The following is a 25,776-nucleotide window of genomic DNA, read 5'->3' as shown; positions in this document are numbered from 1 at the left end:
TCATCTAGATCTGCGAATAGAATGTCAACTGTCTATTTTGATGTGGTTAACAGTTTAAAAATACAATATGAAGAAAATACGAATTGTCGATGTAGCGCAGCACGCTGGCGTCTCTAAAAGTACTGTCTCTCAGTATCTCAATGGACGCTTTGGGCATATGTCAGCGCAAACCAAAATCAAAATAGAGTCGGCAGTGAAAGAGCTCAACTATGTGCCCAACCCTATCGCCAGAAGTTTAAAGGTCGAAAAAACTAAGACTATTGGCGTGGTGGTGCGTGATATTACCGGCTTTAATACCAGCCGAGTAATGCGTGGCATCGATGACTATTGTAAAAAGCACAACTACAACGTGATGATTTATAACAGTGATTTTGATGCCAAGGCCGAGGAGCGCGCTTTACTGTCCCTGAAACAAATGTGCGTAGATGGCATTATCATGACTTCATCTGGCCTAAACTCTGCGCTAATTAATCAGTTTATTGATAGCGGCATGCCAGTTGTGCAATTCCAGTTAGAGTATCCTGACTGTCAAAGTCATATGGTGCTGTCGGATTATCAAGAAGCCGCCTTTCAAGCCACTGAGCACTTGATCGAAATGGGTCACAAACGCATTTGTTTTGTCGCGCAAGATTTCTCAGATAACCGCTCACGTCAGGCGCGCTATCAAGGATATATGGATGCGCTCAATCAGCATGGTTTAGATGCTAGCCGTGAGTTGATTTTGTATTGGGATAGAGAAACGGGCTTTGAACATAGCCCTGTTGACGTATTACGAGGAGCGCAAGCACCCAGTGCGTTTTTTACCCAACATTTGGCGATCACTGTTGATCTACTACAAGCCTTTAACGCTGCCAATATTGACGTTCCGCAACAAGCCTCAATTGTTGGGTTTGATGAAATCCCTATGGTCGAAATGTTCAAAGTGCCCGTTTCGGTATTGCGTCAAGACGCTTACCAAATCGGTCTAGAAACCGCCAAGCTCACCATTGAATCCATATTAGGAAAACACCCGCAGTTTCAACGCACTATTGTGCCTTGTACTCTAATTAAACGAGACTCGGTTCAGCGACTCAGGTAATACTAATTTTTAACAGCGACATCGGTAAAAGCTCAGTATTTGCTGAGCTTTTTTGTTCGCCTCTTGCATCCCCTGTCACAATCTCTTTAAATGGTCACCCTGTACATTTCAGCACGTGACATTATCAAGGGAGTTCACATGTACTTAGTTTTATACTGCCACAATATCGGCAAGACCGATTATTCGTTTTTTGAAACCGAAGATTTTGATAAAGACGACGGATACATAGTGCGTGGTAAATGGCCCAATGAGCAGGCATTTCGTGATTACTTGCCCAAAGAGTTTCCCGATTTAAACGACTATCATATTGTGGATTTAATTGCAGAAGGTCAGCACGCCGACAGCTATACCCAATCTGAATTGTTAGCAAAAGCCCAGGCTGTTATCTAATCATTCTTACGCCGCCTTATTTAAGCCTTTCACCCTAGGAACCACAATGGCAGAGCTAAAAAGAGACATCACACTTATTGGTGGTATAGGACAAATGTCGACCACCTTGCTCGGAACTGGCCTATTTATGGTTCCCGCCATCGCCGCCAGTATTGCAGGTGAAAGCATGCTTTGGGCATGGTGGCTGCTGATCATTGCAGTGTGCCCTATCGCCTTTACTTTTGCTGCCCTTGGTAAACGTTATCCAAATGCGGGAGGCGCATCTTATTTTGTGAAAAAGGCATTCGGCTCTCGGCTCGAAAAAGTCATTGCGCTGCTGTTTATTAGCGTTATTCCTGTCGGCGTTCCTGCGGCGATCGCTATTGCGGGTGGTTTTGCGCAACAATTTTTACCGCAAGCACTAGCAAAGCCCATTATTGCTCAGCTACTTGTTGTGGTGCTGTTGATGGTAGTTAACTTCTCAGGAAGTAAAATCTCTAGCCAGTTTCAAACAGGGATTGCCATCGGCATTGCCGTATTAGTCGGGCTATTTTTATGGTTCGGTGAGATTGCCGTCTCTGACGCTGTGCCGACAGCCGTCACTAGTAGCACTCATTTTAGTAGCATAGGTAACGCCGTCGCCGTGATGTTTTGGTGCTTTGTCGGCATTGAAGCTTTTGCGCATATGGGAGAAGAATTTAAACGCCCTGAACGAGATTACCCGTTAGCCATTTTAATCGGCTGTTTGATTGCAGGTGCGGTGTATTATCTGTTTTCTACTGTGGTATTGAAGTATCACGCCTACGGCACTCAAGCACTGAATACTACCTCTGTTCCCTATCTTGCCAACTTACTGTTTGGACCTAAAGTCAGTTGGTTAATTAGCTTAACCGGCTTTTTAGCCTGCTTTGCCACCATCAATCTCTATACGCAAAGCCTATCGCGCATGCTGTGGTCTTTGGCGCGCGAATATCGCCCAGCCAGCGCCATGACTCGTCTCTCACCAAAAGGGGTGCCAACCAAAGCCACCGCTATTGTCGGCATCACTTTGGCGTTATCGTGCATATTGGGTGATTTATCCAACATTGATGTAGAAGTGTTTCTTACTCTCGCTAATGGTATCTTTGTCGTGATTTATCTCTTTGCCATGCTAAGTGCGGTGAAGTTATTGACCGGGAAAGGTCGCTATCTTGCAATACTATCAAGCTTATTATGTGTGTTAGTTTTATGCTCTATAGGCTTGGCAATGAGTTATGCCCTAGGGCTATTTATTCTGATTTGGTTATTAGTGCCTAAATTTAACAAGTAAACCAATCACACTAAGTAAATGATCAGAACGAGCCTAGAAAAAGTAAAAGGGCAGCGATTATGACAATCGCTGCCCTTTTGATAAATGCGAAATTTAATTTATGTCATCTACAACTTTAAATGAATATTGCAATCGCTGGAGCAATCAATACCGTTGCGACGCCAGAAAACAACATAATCAAGCTAGCAATTGTGCCCGCTTTAGAGTGAATCCCGTAAGCAATCGCCGTACCTGAACCATGCGCAGAAGCACCTAAACCAGCACCTTTACCGTGACGAGAACGTACTTTAAATAGGCGTAGCATAGTCTCACCAACCACAATCCCAACAATACCGGTCATTACTACAAAGATTGCCGTTAAATCAGGTTTACCACCAATCTCTTTGGAAGCCACTACAGCAAAAGGAGTTGTAATAGAACGCACCGCTAGGCTTTTTTGTAGGATATCGGATAAATGCATCGCTTTACTTAACAATATAGTACTCACCAATGCCGCAACTACGGCAACGATGACACCGGTAGTTATCGATAACCAGTGGTTTCTAATGACTTTTTTATTTTCATACACTGGAATAGCGAACGCTACCGTTGCAGGACCTAACATCCATACCAACCAGTGTGATTCTTTAATATAGTCTGTGTAACTGATGCCTGAAGTTAAAAGCATTGCCACAATCAATACTGGCACAGACACCAGCGGTATCAACCAAACTTGTTGAAAACGGCCATGCATTGCTTTTGTTAAGTAGTAACCCGCTAGTGTAAACAAGAAGCAAAATATTGCGATATAGGTGTGCATTATCGATTACTCCTAATTTTTTTAAGTTCGTATCGATAAACGGTATCTACAACCACTGCGGTACTGGTCAATACAAATGCGGTACTAATTAAAATAACCGCGCCAATTTTTAAACCTTGATGTTCAAAAAGCGAACCATAATTCACAACAGCGATGACTGCTGGGATAAAAAACAACAACATTTCGGCAATCAGCCAATTTGAACCCGCTTTTAACCACTGCACTTTTACTACATTGCTGAACAACAAGGCTAGCAACAAGAACATGCCCAAGACATTTGAAGGTAAAGGAATGTTGAAATTGCTGACTAACCAACTAGATAATAACCAAATCAGACATAACACAACGATTTGTACTGTTGTTACACCTGCGTATTTAAATTTTTCGATATTCATGTGAATTGCCAAACTATTTATTTCACAAGCATTATTAATTATTGCTTATACGAACTCAAATGAATAATATAGCTAAAGTTCATGCCAAAGTGGAATACTTATATGTCAATGAAGGCGCTTCAATACTTCACTACCCTAGTCAATTGCCGTAGCTTTACCAAAGCCTCAGAGCACTTGTTTGTCACGCAACCGACAATCAGTAAGGCGCTAAAATCACTAGAAACCAGTTATGGACATGCGTTAATACACCGCAATGGTCGAGACATAGAGTTGACTGAGGCAGGTAGAATCGTCTTCTCCTATGCCGAGTCGGTACTATTTCAACAAAAAGAAATGCAAATTCGGCTCAATGATTTGCAACATCTTAAATCAGGTAAAATCACCTTAGGCATTCCGCCAATGGTAGGACATCTATATACCAACCTGATTCAAGAATTCTCTCGCCTATACCCCGATATTGAAGTTTCTATTGTAGAAAGTGGCAGTAGAAAACTTGAAAGTGATGTCGTAGAAGGCAACATAGATATCTCCATTACTATGTTGACGCAAAAAGACTCACGCTTTAATACTTGGCCATTAGACACCCACCCCATCTTAGCGGTACTACCGAAAACTCCCCAATGGCAAGATATCGATATCATCGACATTATTGATTTAAAAGATCTGCCTTTTTATATGTACAACTCTGAATTTGTTATTTCAGAAGTGATTACGCAAATGTGTCTAGAAATGGGGTTCACACCAAGCATAGGTGTAAGAAGTAGCCAATGGGATTTTCTGGCGGCTATGGTCAAAAGTGGTATGGGGGTCAGCTTTATGCCTGAGCCTATTTGTCGACGTTTAAATTCTGATGACTATTACTTTATTCCCATCAAACAAAACATTCGCTGGGAGCTCGCGGCAATTTGGAGCAAAGAGCACTACGTGTCTAAAGCCAGTAAAGCGATGCTCGGTCTCATACAAAGTAATCAATGGAGCGTCACTAGACACCCTCTATAACTTTTGTGATAGTTACAAATCAATCAATAACAAAAATTTATTGTTAATATAAATTATCATAATTTTTATTAATACGATCCCTTACATATACTTCTCCTATCAAAACAAAGCACGTTACAAAACGTGCAACAGACATTAAAAGATAGGAACAGATTATGAAAATGAACCACGTAGGCATTATGGTTGGCGACATGGACCAAGCAGTTGAGTTTTATACGAAAGCACTTGGCCTAAAAATTGTCATGAACAATACTAAAGTGATTGAAGAGCGTGAAACTGCGATTGGTCGTATGTGTATTGCTGTGTTTGGCGAAGGCTTTAAAGGCTTTAACATTGCCCACCTGGTGACTTCTGACGGTATCGGTGTCGAGATGTTTGAAATGAAAGAGCGCCAACAACGCCATGAAGTTGATTTCTCTCGTCTAGGTATTTTCCACTTCTGCTTGCAAACCGATGATTTTGCGGGCGCTATAGAGCGTACTGAACAATACGGCGGTAAAGTGCGTATGGATATTATGCGCTATCACCCAGAAGACGACAGCAAGCCTGCGCAAATGGTTTACCTAGAAGACCCGTTCGGTAATTTATTTGAGCTTTACTCGCATACGTACGAAGAAACATACGCGACAGATTACGAATAACACCAATCGTACTAAATAACAGGTCATTCTAGCTTGTTTAGGATAAGACCATTCATTAAAAAAGAGGATAAGCCTGTTGGGCTTATCCTCTTTTCTCTATACGGCTCCACCGAATACGCATTATGACTGGTAAAGGCGCTAATTAGAAAAACTAGAGCTCTTTACAGTCTTCACATAAACAGTTCACTTCAAGCTGCTCACTGGCAAACACGAACCCTGCTTGCGCTACATTTTCTTTTAACTCTTCAACCAACGCAGAGCTAATGCTAATTTCTTTCACCTTAAAGCAGTTTGAACAAATCAAGAACTGTGAGGCCTCATGATTATGATCACAGGTGATGTGCATACAAGAGATGTATTTGTTGGCAATTTGCAATCGATGCACTAAGCCCTGCTCTTGCAAAAACTCCAAGATACGATAAACCGACATAGCCGACATACTTTCACTGTACATCTCTTTATAGAGATCAACGATCTCATACGCAGATAACGCTTTCTCTGATCCCGTTAAGCACAAAAGAATCTGTTTTCTCTTATTGGTTAGTTGACCACCATTCTGCTTACACTTGGCAGTCGCATGCTCAATAATCATTTTAGAGTAAGAAAGTTTTAAAATATCTGACATAGGTATATTAGTATCACGTCTTTAGCAATGAAATAGCGTACCAGTTTACTGCAAAACACCACAAATTTCTGTCTGTTTACCTAAAAAACACACTTTAAATTTCTCGCTAGCGTCACATTGTTTTAGATTCCGAACCTGATTAAGTATCAAAACAGGTTAAAGCATTGCTGTGTTTTTGAGCGTTCATCATCTATTAATGACTAAATATCCATCATTTACGATGCTAAATAAGTTCATTAAATTGTAATGTAGGTGCCGTAAACACGCCCAAAGTAGAAATATTTCATCTAGAAGAAAATAATATTGCACATAAAATGCTATTGCGATCACTTATTTATTCAATGTTATCTAACTTATTTTGCATTGATGACTAACTAAAAGTTAGCGGAGTATCACAGTATTAAAAGATAATATAAACTTAACCTGCAATAGAATACGTAGCATTTCCATTTCACTACGTATTAACATTATTCATATTCACAATTTAAAATAAATACCATTTTAACCAAATTAAACATACTGTCATTTTTAATTTTTACAAAACAATAAAAACAACCTGGATTAATCTTTTTATTTAAACCAACAAACCCTTAATAATCAGTATCTTAAACCAACCAAATTAATGGACTGATAAGAAGACACAAACATAACACAAGCATTACCAATCAATTAACCTTACTAATGACAAATATAAGGGTTACTTATTCATGGTATTTAACATTTATTACTGATTAATATTAAAGCTAATAAGCGAACGTAAATCACACAATTTATATTTAACCTAATTTTCTAATGAAAAATAAGTATTTACTGTTATTTAAACCCTGCATACACTGAATTCCAATTTCATTTCTTGAAATTTTAATGAGAATTCCCTCGAATTTGAGTTTTTATAAAAGGATACTATGAATAATATACGATTAGCCGGTTTATCCACGGCCCTAATAACAGGGCTATGCTTAAACCCAATTACAATTGCAATGGCCAATGCCAGTGAGATCAACGGTGTTGATATCGGCACTTCAGCAAAAGAGAGCCAGTGGTGGAGCACCTATTCCATTGACGTTCTTAACTCTAGTGGTGCAGATATTGATATGCGAGGTGCAACGTTAGAGTTTGTACTTCCAACCAGTGTCAGCGGCTTCCAGTTTTCGGGTACGGGCATGACCTACCCTACATGGGATTTAACAACTAGCCCTGCAGCCGACGGTGTGCTGCATCGCATTGAATTTTCTTTTGATGAAGGCTCTTGGATCAAAGACCACCTAACTGCCAACAACTCTTTCGCGTTCTCTTTTGGCTATGACGGTACACTGGAAGACATTAGCGCTTTCGAAAACTCAATTGTCTTTAGCAGTAAAGACGGTGACGTTACTCCGCCACCACCTGTCGTTGAAGAGCCAGCAACAGTAGTGACTGGGCTAAAAGGACAATACACTATTGTTGATAACGCCGTAGATATTGCATTCAATGTTGAAACGACCGCAGCAGTAGACGCTTACGCTAAGCTAGTACAAGGTGAGCAAGTACTTACTGAACTATCAAAAACGGTAGATGGCGTCTCTGATTTTGTTCTACAAAGTCAAAATGCCGTTGCAGGCAGTTACGAAGTCGTCATTGGTGGCACCTACGATAATGACGGTCAAGCGTTACCTATCGCAGAGCAACGTTTCGCTGTCAGCTTCATTGAAGCGGAAGAAGAAGCACCTGAAATTACACCAACCATTAACGTTACTGGCTTAACCGATCAGTATGAGTTAGTTGACTCCGCAGTTAATATCCCTCTAACGGTTGAAAGTAACACTGAAATTTTAGTGGAAGCTAAGCTAGTACAAGGTGCGCAAGAGTTAGTTAGCGTACAACAAATGGTGGATGGTTTCTTAGGTCTAACCTTAGAAGGCACTAACCTTGCACAAGGCAGTTATGAAGTTGTTGTAAGCGGTACTTACAACGATGGCGAAACAAGCACTCCGGTAGCTGAGCAGCGCTTTGCTATTACTCTGCAAGACAAAGAAGAAGTTGCTCTTCCACCGCAAGTGAGCTTTACATCACCAAACAGTGGCAGCTTAATTAAAGTCAATCAAGCAGTACAAATCAGTGTTGATGCGTCTGCTGAGCACAACGACTTATCTAATGTTTCAATCACAGCTAATGGCACCACTATTTGTGAGTTTGATGCATTCTCTAGCAATAACTTTGCTTGTGATTGGACTCCGACCACTATCGGTAGCGTGAAGCTAACCGCTATTGCAACTGACGAAGAAAACCTATCCACCAGTAGCAACATTAATATCACTGTGATTGATGAAAATAACCTAGGCAACTTGTCTTGTGATATTTCTCAAGTTTACTACACAGATAGCCAAGGTGATGTTCGTGAGTGTATGGGTGATGACCACCCACGAAGAGTGGTCGGTTACTTCACATCATGGCGCAATGGTAGCAACGGATTCCCAACTTACTTAGTTAAGGACATTCCGTGGGATAAAATTACCCACATCAACTACGCATTTGCAGGTCTTGATTCTAATACGATTGAGTTTACCTTAGATGACAGTGCCACTGAGATGGAATGGCCAGGTGTTGCGGGCGCAGAGATGGACCCTGCTCTACCATACAAAGGTCACTTCAACTTATTAAACAAGTACAAGAAACTGTACCCAGATGTTAAGACCATTCTAGCCGTTGGCGGTTGGGCTGAAACCGGCGGTTTCTACTCAGGAACAACCAATCCAAACTGTACTGTTAACCATGAAGGCATCGACAAGATTGCAACTCAATCTGTTGAATACGTTCGTAAATATGGCTTTGACGGTATCGACTACGATTACGAATACCCAACATCTATGTCAGATGCAGGTAACCCTGTCGACTGGCCTCTATCAAATATCTGTCGCGGACAATTATTTGAAAACTACGTTGAGTTGATGAAAGTTACTCGTGAAAAACTGGATGAAGCAGGTGAAGAAGATGGACGTAAATACCTATTTACTATCGCTTCTCCATCATCGGCGTACCTATTACGTGGCATGGAAAACTTCCAAGTTACGCAGTACCTAGACTTCATTAACTTGATGACTTATGACTTCCACGGTACTTGGAACCATTTTGTTGGCCATAACGCAGCTCTATTTGATAACCGTATTGATAGCGAGTTAGAAGCGGGTGGCATTTACGGAACCGCGCAATACAAAGGCATTGGTTACCTAAACGCAGCGTGGACAGGTCAATACTTCCGTGGCGCAGTAGACCCTGGCAAACTGAATATCGGTGTTCCATTCTATACCCGTGGTTGGAAAGATGTTGAAGGTGGCGTAAATGGTTACAACGGCACATCTCCACTGCCACAACAATCTGATTGCCCAGCAGGAACAGGATTAAACGATCCATGTGGCGCAGGCGCTGAAGGTATTGATAACCTATGGCATGACGTTGACGACAATGGCGTTGAAGTTGCAGCGGGCGTTGTACCTATGTGGCACGCGAAGAACCTTGAGCATGCACAAAGCCTTGGCCTAACGGACTCAATCCCTAGTTATGGTAACGAGTGGGGCTTGGATGCCAACAATCCTAAGCACCTTATCTCTGGCACTTATACCCGTCACTTCGATGAGAAAGCAAAAGTACCTTGGTTATGGAATGCCTCGAAAAAAGTATTCTTATCAACCGAAGATGAAGAGTCAATGGGCCACAAAATTGAGTACATTAAAGACCGTGGCTTTGGTGGCATCATGATTTGGGAGCTTGCGGGTGACTACGGCTTTGACGAAGAGAGAAACGAATATTACATGGGTCAAACCCTTGTGACGCAAATGTACGATGGCTTCAAAGAAGCAACGCCGTACAGCGTGCAACACAACGATATTCTTGACACTCCAACGGCACAAGTCGACATTGATATCTCTGTGGAATTCCCAGTAGGTGACAATAACTATCCGTTCAACCCTAAGTTTACTTTCACCAATAACAGTGCTGCTGAAATTCCTGGCGGAACCGTTATCCAGTTCCTACTTCCAACTTCAACGTCGGACGTATTAACTGACTGGTCCGGTACAGGCGCAGAAATTACGTACAATGCCGGTAACGACAACGTACAAGGCGAGCGTCCTAACCACATGGTTGAAGATTTCCACGTGGCAGAACTGGTGCTTCCATCTTGGCAATCACTTGCTCCGGGCGGAGAAACAACTCTTGATTTGGTGTACTACCTACCAGCGACAATTGGTACTCAGAGTATCCGCTTCTTGATTGATGACCAAGTTGTCGGCATCAAATCAGCATTCCCTGAACTACCAGAGTATGCACAAGGCGATGCTACAGACCCTGAAAGCCCAGAAACTGACCCTGAAAATCCGGGAACAGCTCCTGAAACTCCAGACACTGATCCAAGCGATGTAGTCGATTGGGTTGGCGGTCAAACAACAGTAAGCAATGGTGACATCGTTAAATTCCAAGGTGAATGTTTTAAAGCGAAAAACAACCCTGGCGCTTGGGAATCACCAAAAGCAGGAAGCTGGTTCTGGGATGCAGTAACTTGCCCATAACCGAGCAAAGTAAAAAATAAAAAGTAACCTAACTACAGGGTCAGCGTCTTTCAAAAGTATTGCCATTGTGAAAGCAAATGCGATGCAAAATGAAAGACCTGACCCTGATTTTATTTAGTTCAAATGCCCTATTTCTTCACTGATTAGTTCTAAGATTTTGTCCTTGATGGCATCTTTATTTTCCGCGGCATAGATATTGTCTTTGCCAACGCAATCCCTAAGCCCTGTATTACTATTGACAGGATAATCAAATCCGATCACGGCTAGGCGCGCTTTAACTTCCTTATGTTCGCTAGTCCAGTGACTTAAAGTATTTGTTAGTTTAATTTATGTTCAAACTTTCAAAAAATCACCAAATACCACTTTTGGGTTATTTACTACTCCCTATTACGCTAACTCCAAAAACCCAAAGGGGGTCAGGTCTTGAAATTTGCATAAATATCTCATCATGCAAAATTCAAGACCTGACCCCCACGAACTAAATTAAAGAGTCGCTACCCCAGGCACTTCGATAACTGAATTAGCATTCGCTCGTTCTATTATCTTAAGTATCGTAGTTTGTACTAACTCACTCTCGCGAATATCAGTTTCACAAGAAAAACGCTCCTCTTGTACGCAGTCCCCTTCCGATAAGATAAACTGCACTGATACTACCGTTGCGCACTCTTTGGTTTCCCCATGATACGCCAACGTAATCTGAGGGTATCCATTAACCCCTTTCTTAACCTGCTTAGCTATACGTTTTTTCGCTTTGTCCAAATTCATACACATCCTTTAACCCCCAAGCGGGGTCAGGTCTTGAAATTTGCACCACTATACTACAAGCATATCCAATTCAGCTTTATTGCCTCTTTTACTACAACTCCTATCACACTCTTGTAAGTACACAATGAATTCTATCAACATCTCCCTTAATGCATTTAAACCGTCAGGAATTACCAACGGGGTCAGGTCTTGAATTTTACATAAATTACCATCAATGCAAAATTCAAGACCTGACCCCCATTACTGCCCAAAATTCAAGACCTGACCCCCATTACAGTAAATAACTCAATAAAATAATCCTTAGCAAAATATGAAATAGCTTGAATATTCAATTCTAAACACTCATCCAATATTCATAGAAAAAGTGTTACCTCATCATGAAAGAACAGCGTGAAACAAGTTGTTTCATGTTAATCCCAGAAAATTAAAGTAAAGATTATCCCATGCAAATAAACAGATGTTGGATTGGTTTAAGGTATGAACAATATAGTGAAATTTATTGGTTGTATTAGAAGGTATATTATTTTTATAACTTTAATCAGCATCTCATTTGGCGCTTACTCTGCTCAGTATAAATTGTACAAACACAATAATGATGCCAATAAGTCTACTTTAATAATTAATGGCAACATAGAGAATGGAGAGTATGGTAAGTTTGTAAAATTCATATCAGAGATAACTGATAATATTTCATCTGTCATATTACAATCAAATGGTGGTTATCTTAACGATGCCATTGAGATAGCCAACTATATTAATAAATCTGGATGGAACACTGATGTTGAAACATACTGCAACTCATGTTGTGTTATCATTTTTCTATCCGGAAAGCATAGAACTGCATACGAAAAATCACATATAGGTGCACATAGCCCGTACTACGGTGATCTTAAACGCGATTATAGACAAGATCTGAAAAAATCAGCTTTATATAATAGATTATTTAATATCCTATCACGCTATCTAAATGACATTAAAATATCCAAACAAATAATAGACCAAATGTATGATACTCCTTCTAGAAATAGACTAGAGTTAAACACTAATAATCATGATCATCCTTGGGAGATAATAACTAAGAGTTTTTTGTACAGTTAACGTAGCGTTAACTTTGATTCTTGGATTTTCTTTATAATTTCTTTAAGTACCGGTTTATTAACCACATTACGATTCGCCACTATCAGGTAAAGATCCATCTTACCGATAACACCTGAAAAAGAGTAAACCTCATGGCTAAGGGTGCTTGCTGTTTGTTCTGATACAATGCCTGTGTATTTAGAGTTCTCAATAATATCATAGAAAGATATAAGGCTATCAATGAGATATTCATTAGTACCTGGGTTAGATGTAAACTTATCACTGTAATCATCAAGCCATTTTAATTTAATTATATTCTTTGGTTCAGACTCAATAATATCTCCATGGAATTGTTTCGAACGAAGAAAAACCAAATCATCAGTTTGAATTTTATGACATTGATATCGTCTGTCTATTAAAGGCTTTTTATCAATGAACAAATCTATCTCACCAATTAAAAGATCTGAATATGCTTTTTCTCTAGTCGGATAATTATTCAGTTCTTTAAACGATAGTTCCTCACACTTCAATGCTTCGTCATGCAAAAGACGTACTATTAACTTGTATCGGTTTTAATAACGTGATTTGAGGAATACTTGTGCGAAACATTTCATACTCAAAGACAACAGAGTTTAAACTAGCTGTTATTTTTGAATATAAAAACTTTCCTTCACTAGTTGGCGTTAGTGCAATCCCGTTCTTGATAAAAAGTTTCTTCCCACAATCTTGCTCAAGATTAGTAATAGCTCTAGATAGAGATGAAATAGAAGTATTTGCTTTCTTTGCAATATCTCTAAAATTATCTCCCTCATAAACATATTTAAAAAGTACCAGTTCTTTTAGCATGATCTTCTCATCTGTTACTGCCTTCTGTTCGAGTTAAGATTCTCAAACTCATAAGAATAAACCGAAAGAATAAAATAACAACCCTACGAAAATTTTATTCATTTATCAAATCAGAATGCGCCATCAACATTGCCCCTGCTATCTAGCTTATCAAGTGTTTGAAACTTCTGTGCTCCCGATCTACTATTCGATAAAGCGGGGTCAGGTCTTGAAATTTGCATAAATAGTATTTATGCAAATTTCAAGACCTGACCCCGCAACAGCGCCCCTAAAACCTAGAGAATAAACATGAACTACTTTGAATCCCCTTTCGCTGGTGTGCCGTTGCAGCAGCAAGTGACTAACCCAAATATCATTGTAGGTAAGCACAGTTATTACTCTGGGTACTATCATGGACACAGTTTTGATGATTGTGCTCGGTATCTTGCACCTGATAGAGATGATGTTGATAGGCTTATTATTGGCAGTTTTTGCTCTATTGGTTCTGGTGCGGCATTTATTATGGCGGGGAATCAAGGGCACAGGCATGACTGGATAAGTACTTTTCCGTTTTTCTATCAAGATGATGATACTTTTGCACAAGCCAAAGATGGTTTTGAGCGCGTCGGAGATACCATAATAGGTAATGATGTTTGGATTGGGACGGAAGCGATGATTATGCCCGGAGTAAACATTGGGCATGGCGCTGTGATTTCAAGTCGCGCTGTTGTTACCAAAGACGTTTCCCCTTATGAAATAGTAGGGTCAAACCCGGCTAAGCACATTAAATTTCGTTTTTCTGACACTGAAATCACTATGCTACTAGAGATGCAGTGGTGGGATTGGCCGCAAGGCGTTCTTAAACAAGCTGTGCCCTATTTGTGCTCGAACGATATTCAAGCGCTGTATCAGTATTGGCAATCGCAAATATCTAATACCAACCACACTAAGTAAGTGATCAGAACTAGTGCAAGAAAAATGCTCGAGAACAAGGCAGAATTTTGATAAGTCGTTATTCTACAATCAAAAATTCTAACGCCGTTATCGAGCATTTTAACAAGCTAGAATGACCAGTTATTTAGTACGATTGGTATAATTAAACGTGTCATGAACGGCTATGTCATCTGCTAACGATGAACGATTACTTATATCCGTGAACTGGATTAAAAATGATCCTGTGAAAAATATAGTTAAGGTGTAAATAACTATCTCAAAGAAATTAAATTGAATAACGAATCAACGAGTAACTTGTCTAATCTAGAGCAACTATTCACGCTATTGCCCGTAAAAAGCATCACTTTCTAGCCCCAGATTGAAACTCAAATACTAGGTAGTGAAGCAATGCAAAGCTTAGAGTTTGCGTTAAAAGATGTCGTGCCAATAATCAAATTGATTAATTCTAGTCACTACAACCATTAATGATAACCAAAACACTACAGTGCCCTAACATCATGGATTAATTACTGATTACAAAAGAAAATTTAAAAATGACTATGCTTTAAACCTGACAAACCTCTAACTTGCCAGTTACCAAGCATAAGGTTAATTTTCATAAACTAAACCTCATCAATCACGAAAATACCTCAAATGGCAAACTTTGAAACGCACCTTAAAGCCGGTGTCGCCGTCACAGGCATTGCTGCCGCGACCCTAGTGGCAAAAGGTGACATCACTATTCAGACCGCACTATGGCTATGGTTTATTGGCTCAATAGGTAGCCTATATCCCGATATTGACTCAGATAGTTCCACCTCTCTTGAAGTCATTTATGGCGCCATGTCCATAGCCCTGTGCTTTGGTGCCATGCATTACGTCATAGGTGATGCTCATACCCCAACCGGGTTACTGCGCTTACTGCTCATTCCGTTAGCCATCTACCTATTTTTACACCAAGTGCTATTACGAATTTTCAAGAAGATCACCGCCCACCGCGGCGCCTGCCACTCTATTATTTTCGGCATCGCAAATACGCTAGTTTTGGTTAACGTCACTTTCTATCTTGCAGGACACTTAGTGATAAAGCCCGCTATGACTGCATGGCTCACAGGCTTTTTCTTCTTGGTTGGGTTTTTATTGCATCTCTTGATGGATGAGATAAATAGCGTGGAATTTAGCCGATTTAAACTTAAAAACTCGTTCGGCACAGCGCTTAAACTGCTTCCCGAAAATCATATCCTATTAAGCGTTAGCTTAGTCGCTATCTGTGTTGTTGGATATTGGTATTCGCCAAATATGACGGAGTTCATACATGTTTTAAGCAACTGGAATCATTTTAAGTTCTATTAAATCGAACAACCATTAATGGTTGTTCTACCAAGTATTATAAAAACCAGCCATGTAAATATAGTTGCATATTAATCTATATGTCTGACATTAATAAAATATGAATTGTATCAAAGATAAAAAATAACATTTCAAATATACTACTTTTTCTGACATTAATTTTAGCAAATAGAAGAGTATTGCTATTTATTTCATGCATATAAAATAAATAACAATGTGAATCTTGGTCAACAATAGTGGTAGGTTTCATGAATTTAAATAATAGCCTAGTGATATTAGGCTTAGCGATCAGTGTCGTCTCCTGTGGCGGTGATGATAATTCCAATAATAACCCAGCCCCTCCCCAACATTATACAATAACAAGCACAACATCATTAGGAGGAAGTATTACTCCTAAAACTCAAGATGCACAATATGGTTCAACATATACTTTTAATTTAAATGCTGAGGATGGCTTTGAGATTAGTGAAGTAACTGGATGTGAGGGGGCCCTTAAAGGCTCTCAATACAATACAGGATTAATTACAAATGACTGTAATATTGCCGCCGAATTCACACCAATAATAGTAACAGCGTTATCTCATGCAAGTAGCGGGGGAACTATCTCACCAAAGGAGCAAAGTGTTAATTATGGAGAGACATCAAGCTTTGATTTAAATGCTAATGACGGATATCAACTCAAACATATTGAAGGCTGTGATGGCACGTTAAACGGGAATACATATAAGACCGGAGTATTGAAAGAAAACTGTGAGGTAATCGCAACCTTTGCCCCCGTTATATATCACATAACTGCACACTCATCAGAAGGTGGTAACGTATCACCGAGCTCAATGAGCATAGCTTATGGAGAGAATGCTCAATTTGATGTTTCCACAGAGGATAAATATACCTTAGAGTCAATTAGTGGATGTGGTGGTAGCTTAAAAGACAATAAATACTACATCACTAATGTATCGAGCGATTGCACGATAACCGCTCAATTTAATTCCAATAATAACCCAACCCCTCCCCAACATTATACAATAACAAGCACAACATCATTAGGAGGAAGTATTACTCCTAAAACTCAAGATGCACAACATGGTTCAACATATACTTTTAATTTAAATGCTGATGATGGCTATGAGATTAGTGAAGTAACTGGATGTAAAGGGGCTCTTGCCGGCTCTCAATACAATACTGGACTAATCACAAATGATTGTAGTATTGCCGCCGAATTTACACCAATAATAATAAAAGCTCTATCTCATGCAAATACTGGTGGAACTATCTCACCAAAAGAGCAAAGTGTTAATTATGGAGAGACATCAAGTTTTGATTTAAATGCTAATGATGGATATCAACTCAAACATATTGAAGGCTGTGATGGCACATTAAACGGAAATACATATAAGACTGGAGTATTGAAAGATAACTGTGAGGTAATCGCAACCTTTGCCCCCGTTATATATCACATAACTGCACACTCATCGGAAGGTGGTAACGTATCACCGAGCTCAATGAGCATAGCTTATGGAGAGAATGCTCAATTTGATGTTTCCACAGAGGATAAATATACCTTAGAGTCAATTAGTGGATGTGGTGGTAGCTTAAAAGACAATAAATACTACATCACTAATGTATCGAACGATTGCACGATAAACGCTCAATTTGAACGTACGGTTGGCGACCAGGAAATTATCGTCGATGTTTCAGGTGCAAGTAATGACCGTCCAATTATCGGAACCTTAACTTCAGATGACAAAAGTGTACTCATTACAACCACATCCAAAGATGGTGAACTGAAGTTTGAAGGATTAAATAAGCAACAAGATTATATTTTAACTGTTAGCCAAGCAGGATATAAAATTGCAGATGCCGATGATAGTGTCGAAGAAAATGATAGCCCAAGAGCTAAAACTTCTTTGTCAGAAGTTAATGGTAATGTCATCAAAATTAATGCCGGTACTTTTGCTCAATTTAATGCCGAACGCATTGATGGGTTAGAACAAGATCACTTCCAATATCACTGGTCTGAAGATATCAACACGGCGGGACGAGAGTATTCATCATATATAAACAAAGACTTACCGATAGAAATTATAGTCCAAGATTATAGCGATGTAGATTCCCATGCAAGTGCAACCCTACAGTCTCTGTTTGGTATTATTTTAGATGATTCAGATGTCCCTTGGAGTCAGGAACATGCGTACCGTCTACTTGAAATGCTAAAAAGAACGGGCCTTGAAAGTTTTCCAAATCAACTCTCAGGAGGGTCGGCTGCTGAGCATCCGTATGCAAGTCACTGGGTATTAACTGACGAACTTTTGACAGACGATATTGAAGTCACCAATTTAACAGATGCTAGCACTCAAGTTAAAATTTCTACTCAAACATTCAAATATGCATCACCAACAATCGTGACTGTTGATGGTAAGCGTGGACGATTCTTCTCTAACCGTTTATATAACGCAGCTATTCGCTTTGTTACAGACAATGGCCAAAAAATTGATGTAGCGGCTCATATACTCAAACAGCGTTACGGCGTAATTATAGCGACTACTCGTAACTTTAACGGGCTCTACAAGACTATTCCAGTAATAGACGACGATCGTAATGCAAATATATGGCAAATATTTCAACCAAAAGAATTAATTGCAATCATTGCTATTTTAGAAGAATTCCCTCAAGGAATGAAAGATCTCAGTCTGCCTAATGAAAAAGGCGGCCTGCGTTACTTCTTAAGACGTGCGAATGGACTTCCTCACCCGTTATATTCTGCCGCACCGGCTGTAGCTTGGACATCAGCTAATTATGTTGAATTTATGGAATCAGCCTTTACGCAAAACTTTATTGGTGATATTCAACGTTTAATTATTCACGAAAAGTCTCACTTCTTATGGGACTACGCATTCTCAAATGACCTCAAATATGAATGGTTAAAAAAATCTGGGTGGTATATTCCAGGAGATACCGACGGGAACTGTAAACAATGGGCAGAAGACCCTGATAATTGGACACCACCAAACGTAGACCCAGAAACATTAAATGTTTTAACTGAAGTACATGATCATCCCAAATTTGATGGTGAACTTGTTTTTGACGGACAATGGGCATCATGTAGCACCACTCAATTTGTGACAGCGTATGCCGCTAAGTTGAACCCTAATGAAGATATGGCAGAAAGTATTTCTTACTTTTTAACCAATCCTGATTTATTGCGTTCAAGAGCATTGCCAAAATACGAATTCATCCGAGACTATATTATGCAAGGTAGTATCTATCTCAGTGTAATTCGTCCTGATCTCACTTTTGAAGTGCTTAATTTATACCCAGATTATATATATCCAGGAAAAATCAATAGTGTCGATATCTCTGTATATGGCGCGCCAGAACAAAAGAAAAGTGTAGAAGTGACTCTTGGATTACACACAAGTGATAACTGCAGTAACCAAGACAATTGTTTTGACGGTGCATCCGGTGCGTATATGCGCTTACTAAGCCCAATTGGAACATATAAAGATCAATACTTTAAACCTGCTAATGGAGCACAACTCGACTCTAAATTAATCGCAAGATTCGATCTTCCAGCAGAAGCAGCTAAAGGTTGGTGGGTGCCCGCTGAAATAGTCGTTTTCGATCAAGTTGGCAATCGTAGAATCGAAAAACTAGCAAGCTCGGACTATGGTTGGCGTCTCTATATCAATAATGCAAATTCAGATATTGTTGCGCCCCAATATGTCAAAGACAGCATGACTTTGAACTTATTTAACTCTGACTCTACTGATTCTCCTGTTGAATTAAAAGAAGATGAGCAATTGTTGCAATTACAATGGCTACTAAATGAGAATAAGTCGATGGATCAAGGTTACTGCTATGCAACTATAAGTAATCAATCCGCTGACTTCGGATGGGGTCAATATAGTCACGAACTACATAGTCATTATATTCCTGAAGTATCTAGCCGTAGTGATGCTACAAATATTTGTACGATAGACTGGCTAGTCACTCGCTTTATTCCATTGGGAAACTATGGCCCTAGATATATAACTATGAAGGACAAAGCATTGAATATAGGAAAAACAAGCTTTACCGCAAACCATCCGACTCATGAAGATCCAATCACACTCGTAGTATCGGGAAGTACTCCTGATACTAATTCGCCTTTGATTAATCAACAGGTATGTCAATCTGAAGATGAGGATGAAACATGCCTTCGAGTAACTGCTGCCCCATCAAATCCAGACAACCCAAATGGTGAAACAATAGTTAAGATTTACTATTGGGCATACGAAGAGCAACCTCTAGCAACGGCTTCAGGATTAAATATCACCGGGATCAGATTGAGAAATCCTCAAGGCCAAGAGTTTCACTTCTGGCATTCAAAACATGACAGCGCGGATAAAACCACAGCCCCCGATCAGGAAGGTGGTTATTTCAAATGTAATAGTCAGGCTTTAAAAGATGACCCTAATTGCGATGCTACCACGCCAATCCAGTACGTATTTGAAACTATACTACCCGTTGGTTCAGCCCCAGGAACATGGGGATTAACTGAAATGACGGTAAGAGACTTAGCAGGCAATAATCGTCAATATCAGTTTACTGAAAATTTACGATTTGATGTTGAATAAGTCATATCCTAGTGTTCTATGATTTGAGCACAAAAGTAAACGCCAGAGCGTACAGCCCTGGCGTTTGTTTATAAAACTAGAGTAGCGCCTGCCTTTAAACCAACGCCAAAGAATCCAAAATCCCCTGCCCACTATGAATGCCACCCTCATTTTCACTCGCGGGTTTGCTACGAATTAAGTAGCCAGCATACCCCTTATGTTCGGTGACGGGTTCGCCTCGGTAGTGGGCGGTAAATAAGCCAATTTCACTGACTAAATCGCTTACAAGGCTCTGCTTGCCATCACGAACGGCAATCGTTGGCGTGTCGCGCTCGTGTGGGTATAGGCGCTGCATCAGTGCCCAAGCGTCGTACTCTTCTGGCTTTAAATTTGCCAGTGTTGCACTAATATCTTCGCCAAATACGCAGTGACCACCACCTTCGCCTTGGTTTTTTAACACCCATGCCTGTTTGTCTGCCGAGGTGTTAAACCAATCGATAGTTTGTGTCGAAATAGGCTTCATATCTGCAAGAACACTCTTCACAAGTGCCGCTTCTTGTTCGGTCAATCCCCAACGAGCGTACTCTTGCGCGGGCATAGTAGTCAGTAGCATCTGCATCGATTTACTGGTCGCCAGTTGCTGACTGATTGTGGCGTTCATTGCCACGTAGTGTTTTTCGATAAACAAACGAGTTTGGCTTAGCGTATGACAGCAGATATCTTCGTGAAGCTCGGGCGCCCAATAGTCGGTATATTGGTAACCCGCTCGCAAATATACCGTATCAATAGCGCCGACATTCTCGAGTAGTAAACGCTGATTTTTTCCGCTAGAAAGTTGGTTATTGAGCTGTTCAAAGGTGCGGCGCACCGTACGAATGCCTAAGTTCTGCAGTGCCACTTCCAATAAGTGCTGGTCATAAACGTTGTCTTCGTCTTTTTGTACCACCATCAAAAATGTCGGCTTTTGCGTCGCGCTGTCTTCACCCAATGAGGCAAAATGAGCACTCACCTTTTTCGTTGCAACAGCAATGCCGTGCGCCAGTTGCTGCATGCCGTTATTTTCAGCGGGAAGCGCAGTTTCATCTTCTAACCAGTTACGATATACCGAGCTCCACTGATTATTAACATAACTATGCAGTTCAGCGGCTCTTTGACCAAATGGCCCCATTCCTGCTGCTATGCCATTAAATTCAATCACTTTTGCACCGTGCTTGCGATCGTCCATAAAGTCGGTGCGCATCAATAGCAACGGTTGACGAGCAGGATTTAATGGCTGGTTTGCATCACCATGTGCTTGTTGATGCAATTCCATTAAACGGCCAAAAAACGGATCGGCTTTTGCCATATCAGTCAGTGATTGTTGTAAAAATGGATGGTCTTCCGACACATTACTGATCAATTTGGCAATTAAAGGGGTTACTGCCAATAAATGCTCATAAATCGGCTTTTGCATGCTCATCGGCGCAATACTAAACGGCACATGTCTTGCCGTATTGTCTGTTTGACGAAACGCCACGCCATGCATTATTTCCCACTCTAAAAGATCGTCGATGATCTCTTGAGGCAATAAAGCATTCGAGTTTTGAGTCTGTGAATGTGTATCCAACGTGTCACTATTCGCAGTGCGATTATTTATTGCCTGCTCATTTTTTGTGTAATCATTCATACTGTATAGCTCATTTAATAATCTGTTATGCCACGCTTTCAGCTGTTAGGCCAAGCGTGCTGTTTTGATGTTCTTGTTCTTCTTGCGCTTTTTGCGCAAGGTATAAATCGCGATAGTCGCCCTGCTGCTCGATAAGGGTTTGGTGAGTGCCACTTTGCACGACTTTACCTTTATCCATCACCAATATTTGATCGGCGTTTTTAATGGTCGATAAACGGTGCGCAACAGTAATAACGGTTCTGCCATCTTGGATATTTTCTAATGCTTGTTTGACCGTTTCTTCAGATTCTGAGTCAATATTGGCCGTGGCTTCATCCAATAAAAATATCTTAGGATCGTGCGAAATAGCACGAGCCAATGCTAATAGTTGGCGCTCACCCACTGACAGCGACGCACCGCCATTGGCAATAATGTGCTCAAACCCGTCCGGCAATCGCTCAATAAAACGATCTGCTTTCACTGTCTGCGCGGCGCGAATGGCTTGCTGGCTATGGTTGTTAATATCGGCATCCAGCGGTTTTTCTTTATCACTTAATGAGAGATCGATATTGTCAGCAATAGTGCCACTGAAAATGGTTGGGTCTTGAGAAACTAGACCAAACAACTGACGCAATTGCCACTCAGGTAGCGCCTGTAAAGGTTGTCCACCAATTAAGATCTCCCCTTCTTTTTGCTGATAAAAACGCATCAAAAGGTTAATCACCGAGCTTTTACCGCTACCGGTATGTCCAACAATGGCGGTAAACTTGCCGCCTTTTGCGGTGAAACTGACGTTTTTTAGAACGGGCTTGCCCTCTTCGTACTCCATGGTCACATTACGAAACTCTATGTCGTGAGCGGCATCAATGTTCACTTCTGGTAGGTTATGCTCTAAATCTGCTTTATCATCAAGCAGTTCAAAAATGCGTTTTGAAGATACGGTTGCCACTTGCAACTTACGCAGCTCCATCGATAGCTGTCGGAACGGGTCAAAAAAGCGTTCGATGTAATTCAAAAACGCATATAACGTACCAATTTCAACCACGGTCGATAACGAAGCGCCCGCAAACCACGCCACAATGCCAGCGGCAGTTAAGGTTGCAATTAAGCGAGTCAATGGCAAAAGCATTAAGCTATCAATGGCAACGGATTTGGTGCGAAAGTTAAACCAAGTTTGGTTTTCTTTCTCAAATTTAGCTTGAAAGGCTTTTTGCTGACGAAATGCCTGAATTAACGCCATTCCTTCTAAAGATTCGTTAATTTGACCATTAATGTTGCTCACTTGTACGCGAATACCATCAAACACTGTCATAGATATTTTTCGATACAAGTGCATCGTCATCAGCAAAATGGGAATCAGCACTAAGCTAATCAACATTAAGTGCCAATCTAGAAGCGCTATCGCGATAAAAATGGCCACTATGCGCAATGCGCCTTGGATCACCGTTGGGATAGTCGATACATACATATTACGTAGCGATTCCGTGTCGTTGGTGATGTATGACACTAGCTTACCCGTTGGCAATTTATCAAAGGTCGCAATAGGAAAATTCAATACGTGATGAAACAGCTTAGTGCGCACATCTTTAACCACCAGCAGAGCACCGTGTTTAAAGGTTATGGCCTGTAAATAGCCAAACACTGCGGCAAAGATATAAAACAGCAACACCAAACCAGTTAGCATCAGCAGTTGTTGCCATTCAAACTGCCCAGGGACTATCACCTCATCTAAGATAACTTTTGCCAGCCATGGAATCGCCATTTCGGCACATACCGATAACGCCAACATAGCAAAGGCAAACCCAAAACGAGCTTTGTGCGGTAATGAAAAAGCCAGTAGTCTGCGATAAAGGCTAGCGTTCGCTTGAGAATTATTCATGAGTTGCTCCCTCTAGACCTGATTTTTCTGCGCTAACCGCCTTACCCAATTGGCTTTGACGCTGATACACCGTTGAGTACCAACCTTGATTAGCAACTAGCTGATGATGTGATCCGCGCTCTTCAATTTGACCGTCTTTCAGCACCAAAATATGGTCTGCTTCGATAAGGTTCGTCAGACGTTGTGTCACCAATAACACAGTTTTATGAGAATAATGTGCTTTTAAGTTTTTACGCACTTGCACTTCAGTCTTCATATCTAGCGCACTGTATGGGTCGTCTAATAGCAGTACGTCGGCGCCAGATAATAAGGCTCTAGCAAGGGTTAGACGCTGCTTTTGACCACCGGATAAATTGCTACCACCCTCTCGTAAAGGCGTAGCAAAACCTTCTGGCATTGCCTCTATCTCTTGTTTAATGCCCGCCATATCCGCAGCATGTTCTATTTCAGATTGAGTCGCAGTAGGGTTTGCTAGCGCGATGTTTTCAGCGATGCTTCCAGAGAATAAATGTGGTTTTTGCGGTACCCACGCTAATTTGCTACGCAAAGATTCAAAAGTGAGGTTTTGTGTTGGCATTCCTGCTAAGTGAATCACCGAGTCGTTATCAAGCTGAAACTGACGCAATGCCAAATGTATGAGGGTGCTTTTACCACTGCCTGTAGGGCCAGTAATTCCCACTAGACCACCAGATGGTAAATCAAATTTGATCTGCTCTAGAGCGTTACGATTGGCATTTTGATAAGTAAAAGAGGCAATATCAAAGCTCATACTTGAATCGGTTGTATTGCTAGGTAGCGTTTTATCCCCTTCCTGCACTTCGATATTTTCCGCAAACAATTTCTCTAAGCGCGACCACGAGGTGCTGCCCCGTTGGAACACATTAAACTGCCAACCAAACTGCAAAAATGGGCCAAGTAATTGCCCTAAATACAAAGTAAAGGTGGTAAATAAACCGACGGTAATACTGCCTTGCTGTATTAACCATGCTCCGTAGCCTAATGAAATAACGAATGATAATCCGTACACCAACTGAATTGTCGGGCCAAATGCGGAATCGACTTTCGCCACGGCTAAGTTAGTTTCTACCGTATCGTCTAAGTTGTCGGCAAAGCGTTGCTCTTGGCGCGCACTAATGCCGTGTGAGCGTACCGCACGTATGCCCGATACTGTTTCTCTTGTCTCTTCGGTTAAATCTGAAAATGCCGATTGCGCTTTACCAAACGCCTTGTGCAACGTGATGCCGTAACGTCGGGTAATCAGCACTAATAAAGGAAAAGGCAGTAAAGCAATTGCGGTTAGTTGACCACTCACTACAAAGATCATGCCTAAGATGACCGTAATGCCAGCGATAAAAGAATCCACTAAGGTCATGATGCCCATGCCTAAGGTTTCTTCTACCGCATTCAGATCATTAGTGGCATGCGCCATCAAATCTCCGGTACTGCGACGAGAATAAAAAGCAGGTGATAACAAAGAGAACTTGTGAAATAGCTCGCTACGTATAATGCGCGTAATGGCGATAGATGAGCCGTACAATTTACTCTGCCAAACAAATCGCAGGCCATACATAGCAGCGCCCGACACCACGATACCCAAAATGTGGATAATCAGGGTTCGAGTATCTAAAGTATCGGCGCTAATGCCATCGATAATTCGACCAATAAGCCAAGAAGGAAGCAAATTGACTAATGCGACTAACTGCAATGCCGCAAACGCTATCAAATATTGTCGGCGAAATCGTTTCAGATAGCCTTTTAATTTCCAAAGAATTTTCATAATTACCCAATTTCTTCTATCACTAAATTTAGCCGCAACCTGCTTACTCTAGACGAATAAACCTTACTTTAGGGAAGAAATCGCATTCTCCTTCCGCCTTTTGCAAGTAAACATTTAAATCACTCACATAAGACGCAACCAAAGAAGAAAAGACGAAAATTTTTTAAAAAA

Annotated in this window: 19 protein-coding genes; 10 read left to right on the top strand and 9 right to left on the bottom strand. The window is 40.8% G+C overall.

Annotation, left to right across the window (positions count from 1 at the left end; genetic code table 11):
• Positions 1–67: 67 nt before the first annotated feature.
• The 3 genes from QV280_RS04725 to yjeH all read left to right on the top strand — a co-directional run bounded on the left by QV280_RS04725 (position 68) and on the right by yjeH (position 2,756).
• Positions 68–1,078 carry a LacI family DNA-binding transcriptional regulator gene (locus tag QV280_RS04725; RefSeq protein WP_023404094.1) on the top strand — a complete coding sequence of 337 codons (1,011 nt, stop codon included), beginning with the start codon at positions 68–70 and terminating at the stop codon, positions 1,076–1,078.
• 138 nt (positions 1,079–1,216) lie between these two features.
• On the top strand, positions 1,217–1,468 hold the full coding sequence (locus QV280_RS04720; RefSeq protein WP_152821968.1) for a hypothetical protein: 252 nt from the start codon (positions 1,217–1,219) through the stop codon (positions 1,466–1,468).
• Positions 1,469–1,514: 46 nt separating this feature from the next.
• On the top strand, positions 1,515–2,756 hold the full coding sequence (gene yjeH, locus QV280_RS04715; RefSeq protein WP_152821966.1) for an L-methionine/branched-chain amino acid transporter: 1,242 nt from the start codon (positions 1,515–1,517) through the stop codon (positions 2,754–2,756).
• A 115-nt stretch (positions 2,757–2,871) separates the two neighbouring features.
• Here yjeH and QV280_RS04710 read toward each other — a convergent pair whose 3' ends face one another.
• Positions 2,872–3,558: an LrgB family protein gene (locus QV280_RS04710; RefSeq protein ID WP_205530079.1), complete on the bottom strand. Its 687-nt coding sequence runs from the start codon at positions 3,556–3,558 to the stop codon at positions 2,872–2,874.
• On the bottom strand, positions 3,555–3,950 hold the full coding sequence (locus QV280_RS04705) for a CidA/LrgA family protein (RefSeq protein WP_152821963.1): 396 nt from the start codon (positions 3,948–3,950) through the stop codon (positions 3,555–3,557). The genes QV280_RS04710 and QV280_RS04705 overlap by 4 nt, the downstream gene beginning before the upstream one ends.
• An 81-nt stretch (positions 3,951–4,031) precedes the next feature.
• On the opposite strand from QV280_RS04705, the gene QV280_RS04700 reads away from it, so the two are divergent.
• Entirely contained in the window at positions 4,032–4,949 is a 918-nt protein-coding gene (locus tag QV280_RS04700; protein ID WP_253912594.1) for a LysR family transcriptional regulator, read from the top strand.
• 155 nt (positions 4,950–5,104) lie between these two features.
• On the top strand, positions 5,105–5,590 hold the full coding sequence (locus QV280_RS04695) for a VOC family protein (RefSeq protein ID WP_152821961.1): 486 nt from the start codon (positions 5,105–5,107) through the stop codon (positions 5,588–5,590).
• Positions 5,591–5,741: 151 nt separating this feature from the next.
• On the opposite strand, the gene QV280_RS04690 is transcribed toward QV280_RS04695, so the two are convergent.
• Positions 5,742–6,215 carry a Fur family transcriptional regulator gene (locus QV280_RS04690; protein ID WP_023404101.1) on the bottom strand — a complete coding sequence of 158 codons (474 nt, stop codon included), beginning with the start codon at positions 6,213–6,215 and terminating at the stop codon, positions 5,742–5,744.
• A 905-nt stretch (positions 6,216–7,120) separates the two neighbouring features.
• Here QV280_RS04690 and QV280_RS04685 point away from each other — a divergent pair.
• The gene (locus QV280_RS04685) at positions 7,121–10,759 is read left to right on the top strand and encodes a glycosyl hydrolase family 18 protein (protein ID WP_152821959.1); all 3,639 of its coding nucleotides are present in this window, start codon (positions 7,121–7,123) and stop codon (positions 10,757–10,759) included.
• A gap of 483 nt (positions 10,760–11,242) precedes the next feature.
• Here the strand turns inward: QV280_RS04685 and QV280_RS04680 are convergent, their stop codons facing one another.
• Positions 11,243–11,524 carry a hypothetical protein gene (locus tag QV280_RS04680; RefSeq protein ID WP_023404104.1) on the bottom strand — a complete coding sequence of 94 codons (282 nt, stop codon included), beginning with the start codon at positions 11,522–11,524 and terminating at the stop codon, positions 11,243–11,245.
• Between the two features lie 477 nt (positions 11,525–12,001).
• On the opposite strand from QV280_RS04680, the gene QV280_RS04675 reads away from it, so the two are divergent.
• Positions 12,002–12,622, top strand: a complete 621-nt coding sequence (locus QV280_RS04675) for a hypothetical protein (protein ID WP_152821957.1) — start codon at positions 12,002–12,004, stop codon at positions 12,620–12,622.
• Here QV280_RS04675 and QV280_RS04670 read toward each other — a convergent pair.
• Both QV280_RS04670 and QV280_RS04665 read right to left on the bottom strand, forming a co-directional pair.
• The gene (locus QV280_RS04670; protein WP_152821955.1) at positions 12,619–13,146 is read right to left on the bottom strand and encodes a hypothetical protein; all 528 of its coding nucleotides are present in this window, start codon (positions 13,144–13,146) and stop codon (positions 12,619–12,621) included. The two genes, QV280_RS04675 and QV280_RS04670, sit on opposite strands and share 4 nt — an antisense overlap.
• Entirely contained in the window at positions 13,139–13,447 is a 309-nt protein-coding gene (locus QV280_RS04665) for a helix-turn-helix domain-containing protein (protein ID WP_152821953.1), read from the bottom strand. Before QV280_RS04665 ends, QV280_RS04670 begins: the two co-directional genes overlap by 8 nt.
• Before the next feature lie 288 nt (positions 13,448–13,735).
• On the opposite strand from QV280_RS04665, the gene catB reads away from it, so the two are divergent.
• The 3 genes from catB to QV280_RS04650 all read left to right on the top strand — a co-directional run bounded on the left by catB (position 13,736) and on the right by QV280_RS04650 (position 20,325).
• Entirely contained in the window at positions 13,736–14,380 is a 645-nt protein-coding gene (catB, locus tag QV280_RS04660; protein WP_152821951.1) for a type B chloramphenicol O-acetyltransferase, read from the top strand.
• 633 nt (positions 14,381–15,013) lie between these two features.
• Positions 15,014–15,712 (top strand): metal-dependent hydrolase, encoded by a 699-nt coding sequence (locus QV280_RS04655; RefSeq protein WP_152821949.1) that lies wholly within the window; start codon positions 15,014–15,016, stop codon positions 15,710–15,712.
• A gap of 245 nt (positions 15,713–15,957) precedes the next feature.
• Entirely contained in the window at positions 15,958–20,325 is a 4,368-nt protein-coding gene (locus tag QV280_RS04650) for a hypothetical protein (protein ID WP_447026266.1), read from the top strand.
• Positions 20,326–20,419: 94 nt separating this feature from the next.
• Here the strand turns inward: QV280_RS04650 and QV280_RS04645 are convergent, their stop codons facing one another.
• The 3 genes from QV280_RS04645 to QV280_RS04635 are packed head-to-tail and all read right to left on the bottom strand — an operon-like array spanning position 20,420 to position 25,605.
• Complete coding sequence (locus QV280_RS04645) at positions 20,420–21,970, bottom strand: glutathione synthase (RefSeq protein WP_152821945.1); 1,551 nt, start codon at positions 21,968–21,970, stop codon at positions 20,420–20,422.
• A 25-nt stretch (positions 21,971–21,995) separates the two neighbouring features.
• Positions 21,996–23,828, bottom strand: coding sequence for an ABC transporter ATP-binding protein (locus QV280_RS04640; RefSeq protein WP_152821943.1), 1,833 nt, complete (start codon positions 23,826–23,828; stop codon positions 21,996–21,998).
• Complete coding sequence (locus QV280_RS04635) at positions 23,821–25,605, bottom strand: ABC transporter ATP-binding protein (RefSeq protein WP_152821940.1); 1,785 nt, start codon at positions 25,603–25,605, stop codon at positions 23,821–23,823. Before QV280_RS04635 ends, QV280_RS04640 begins: the two co-directional genes overlap by 8 nt.
• Positions 25,606–25,776 lie beyond the last annotated feature (171 nt).

The organism is Vibrio sp. B1Z05 (assembly GCF_052955985.1).
Note: the sequence above shows the minus strand (reverse complement) of the source record. Positions and strands in the feature narration are given on the sequence as shown.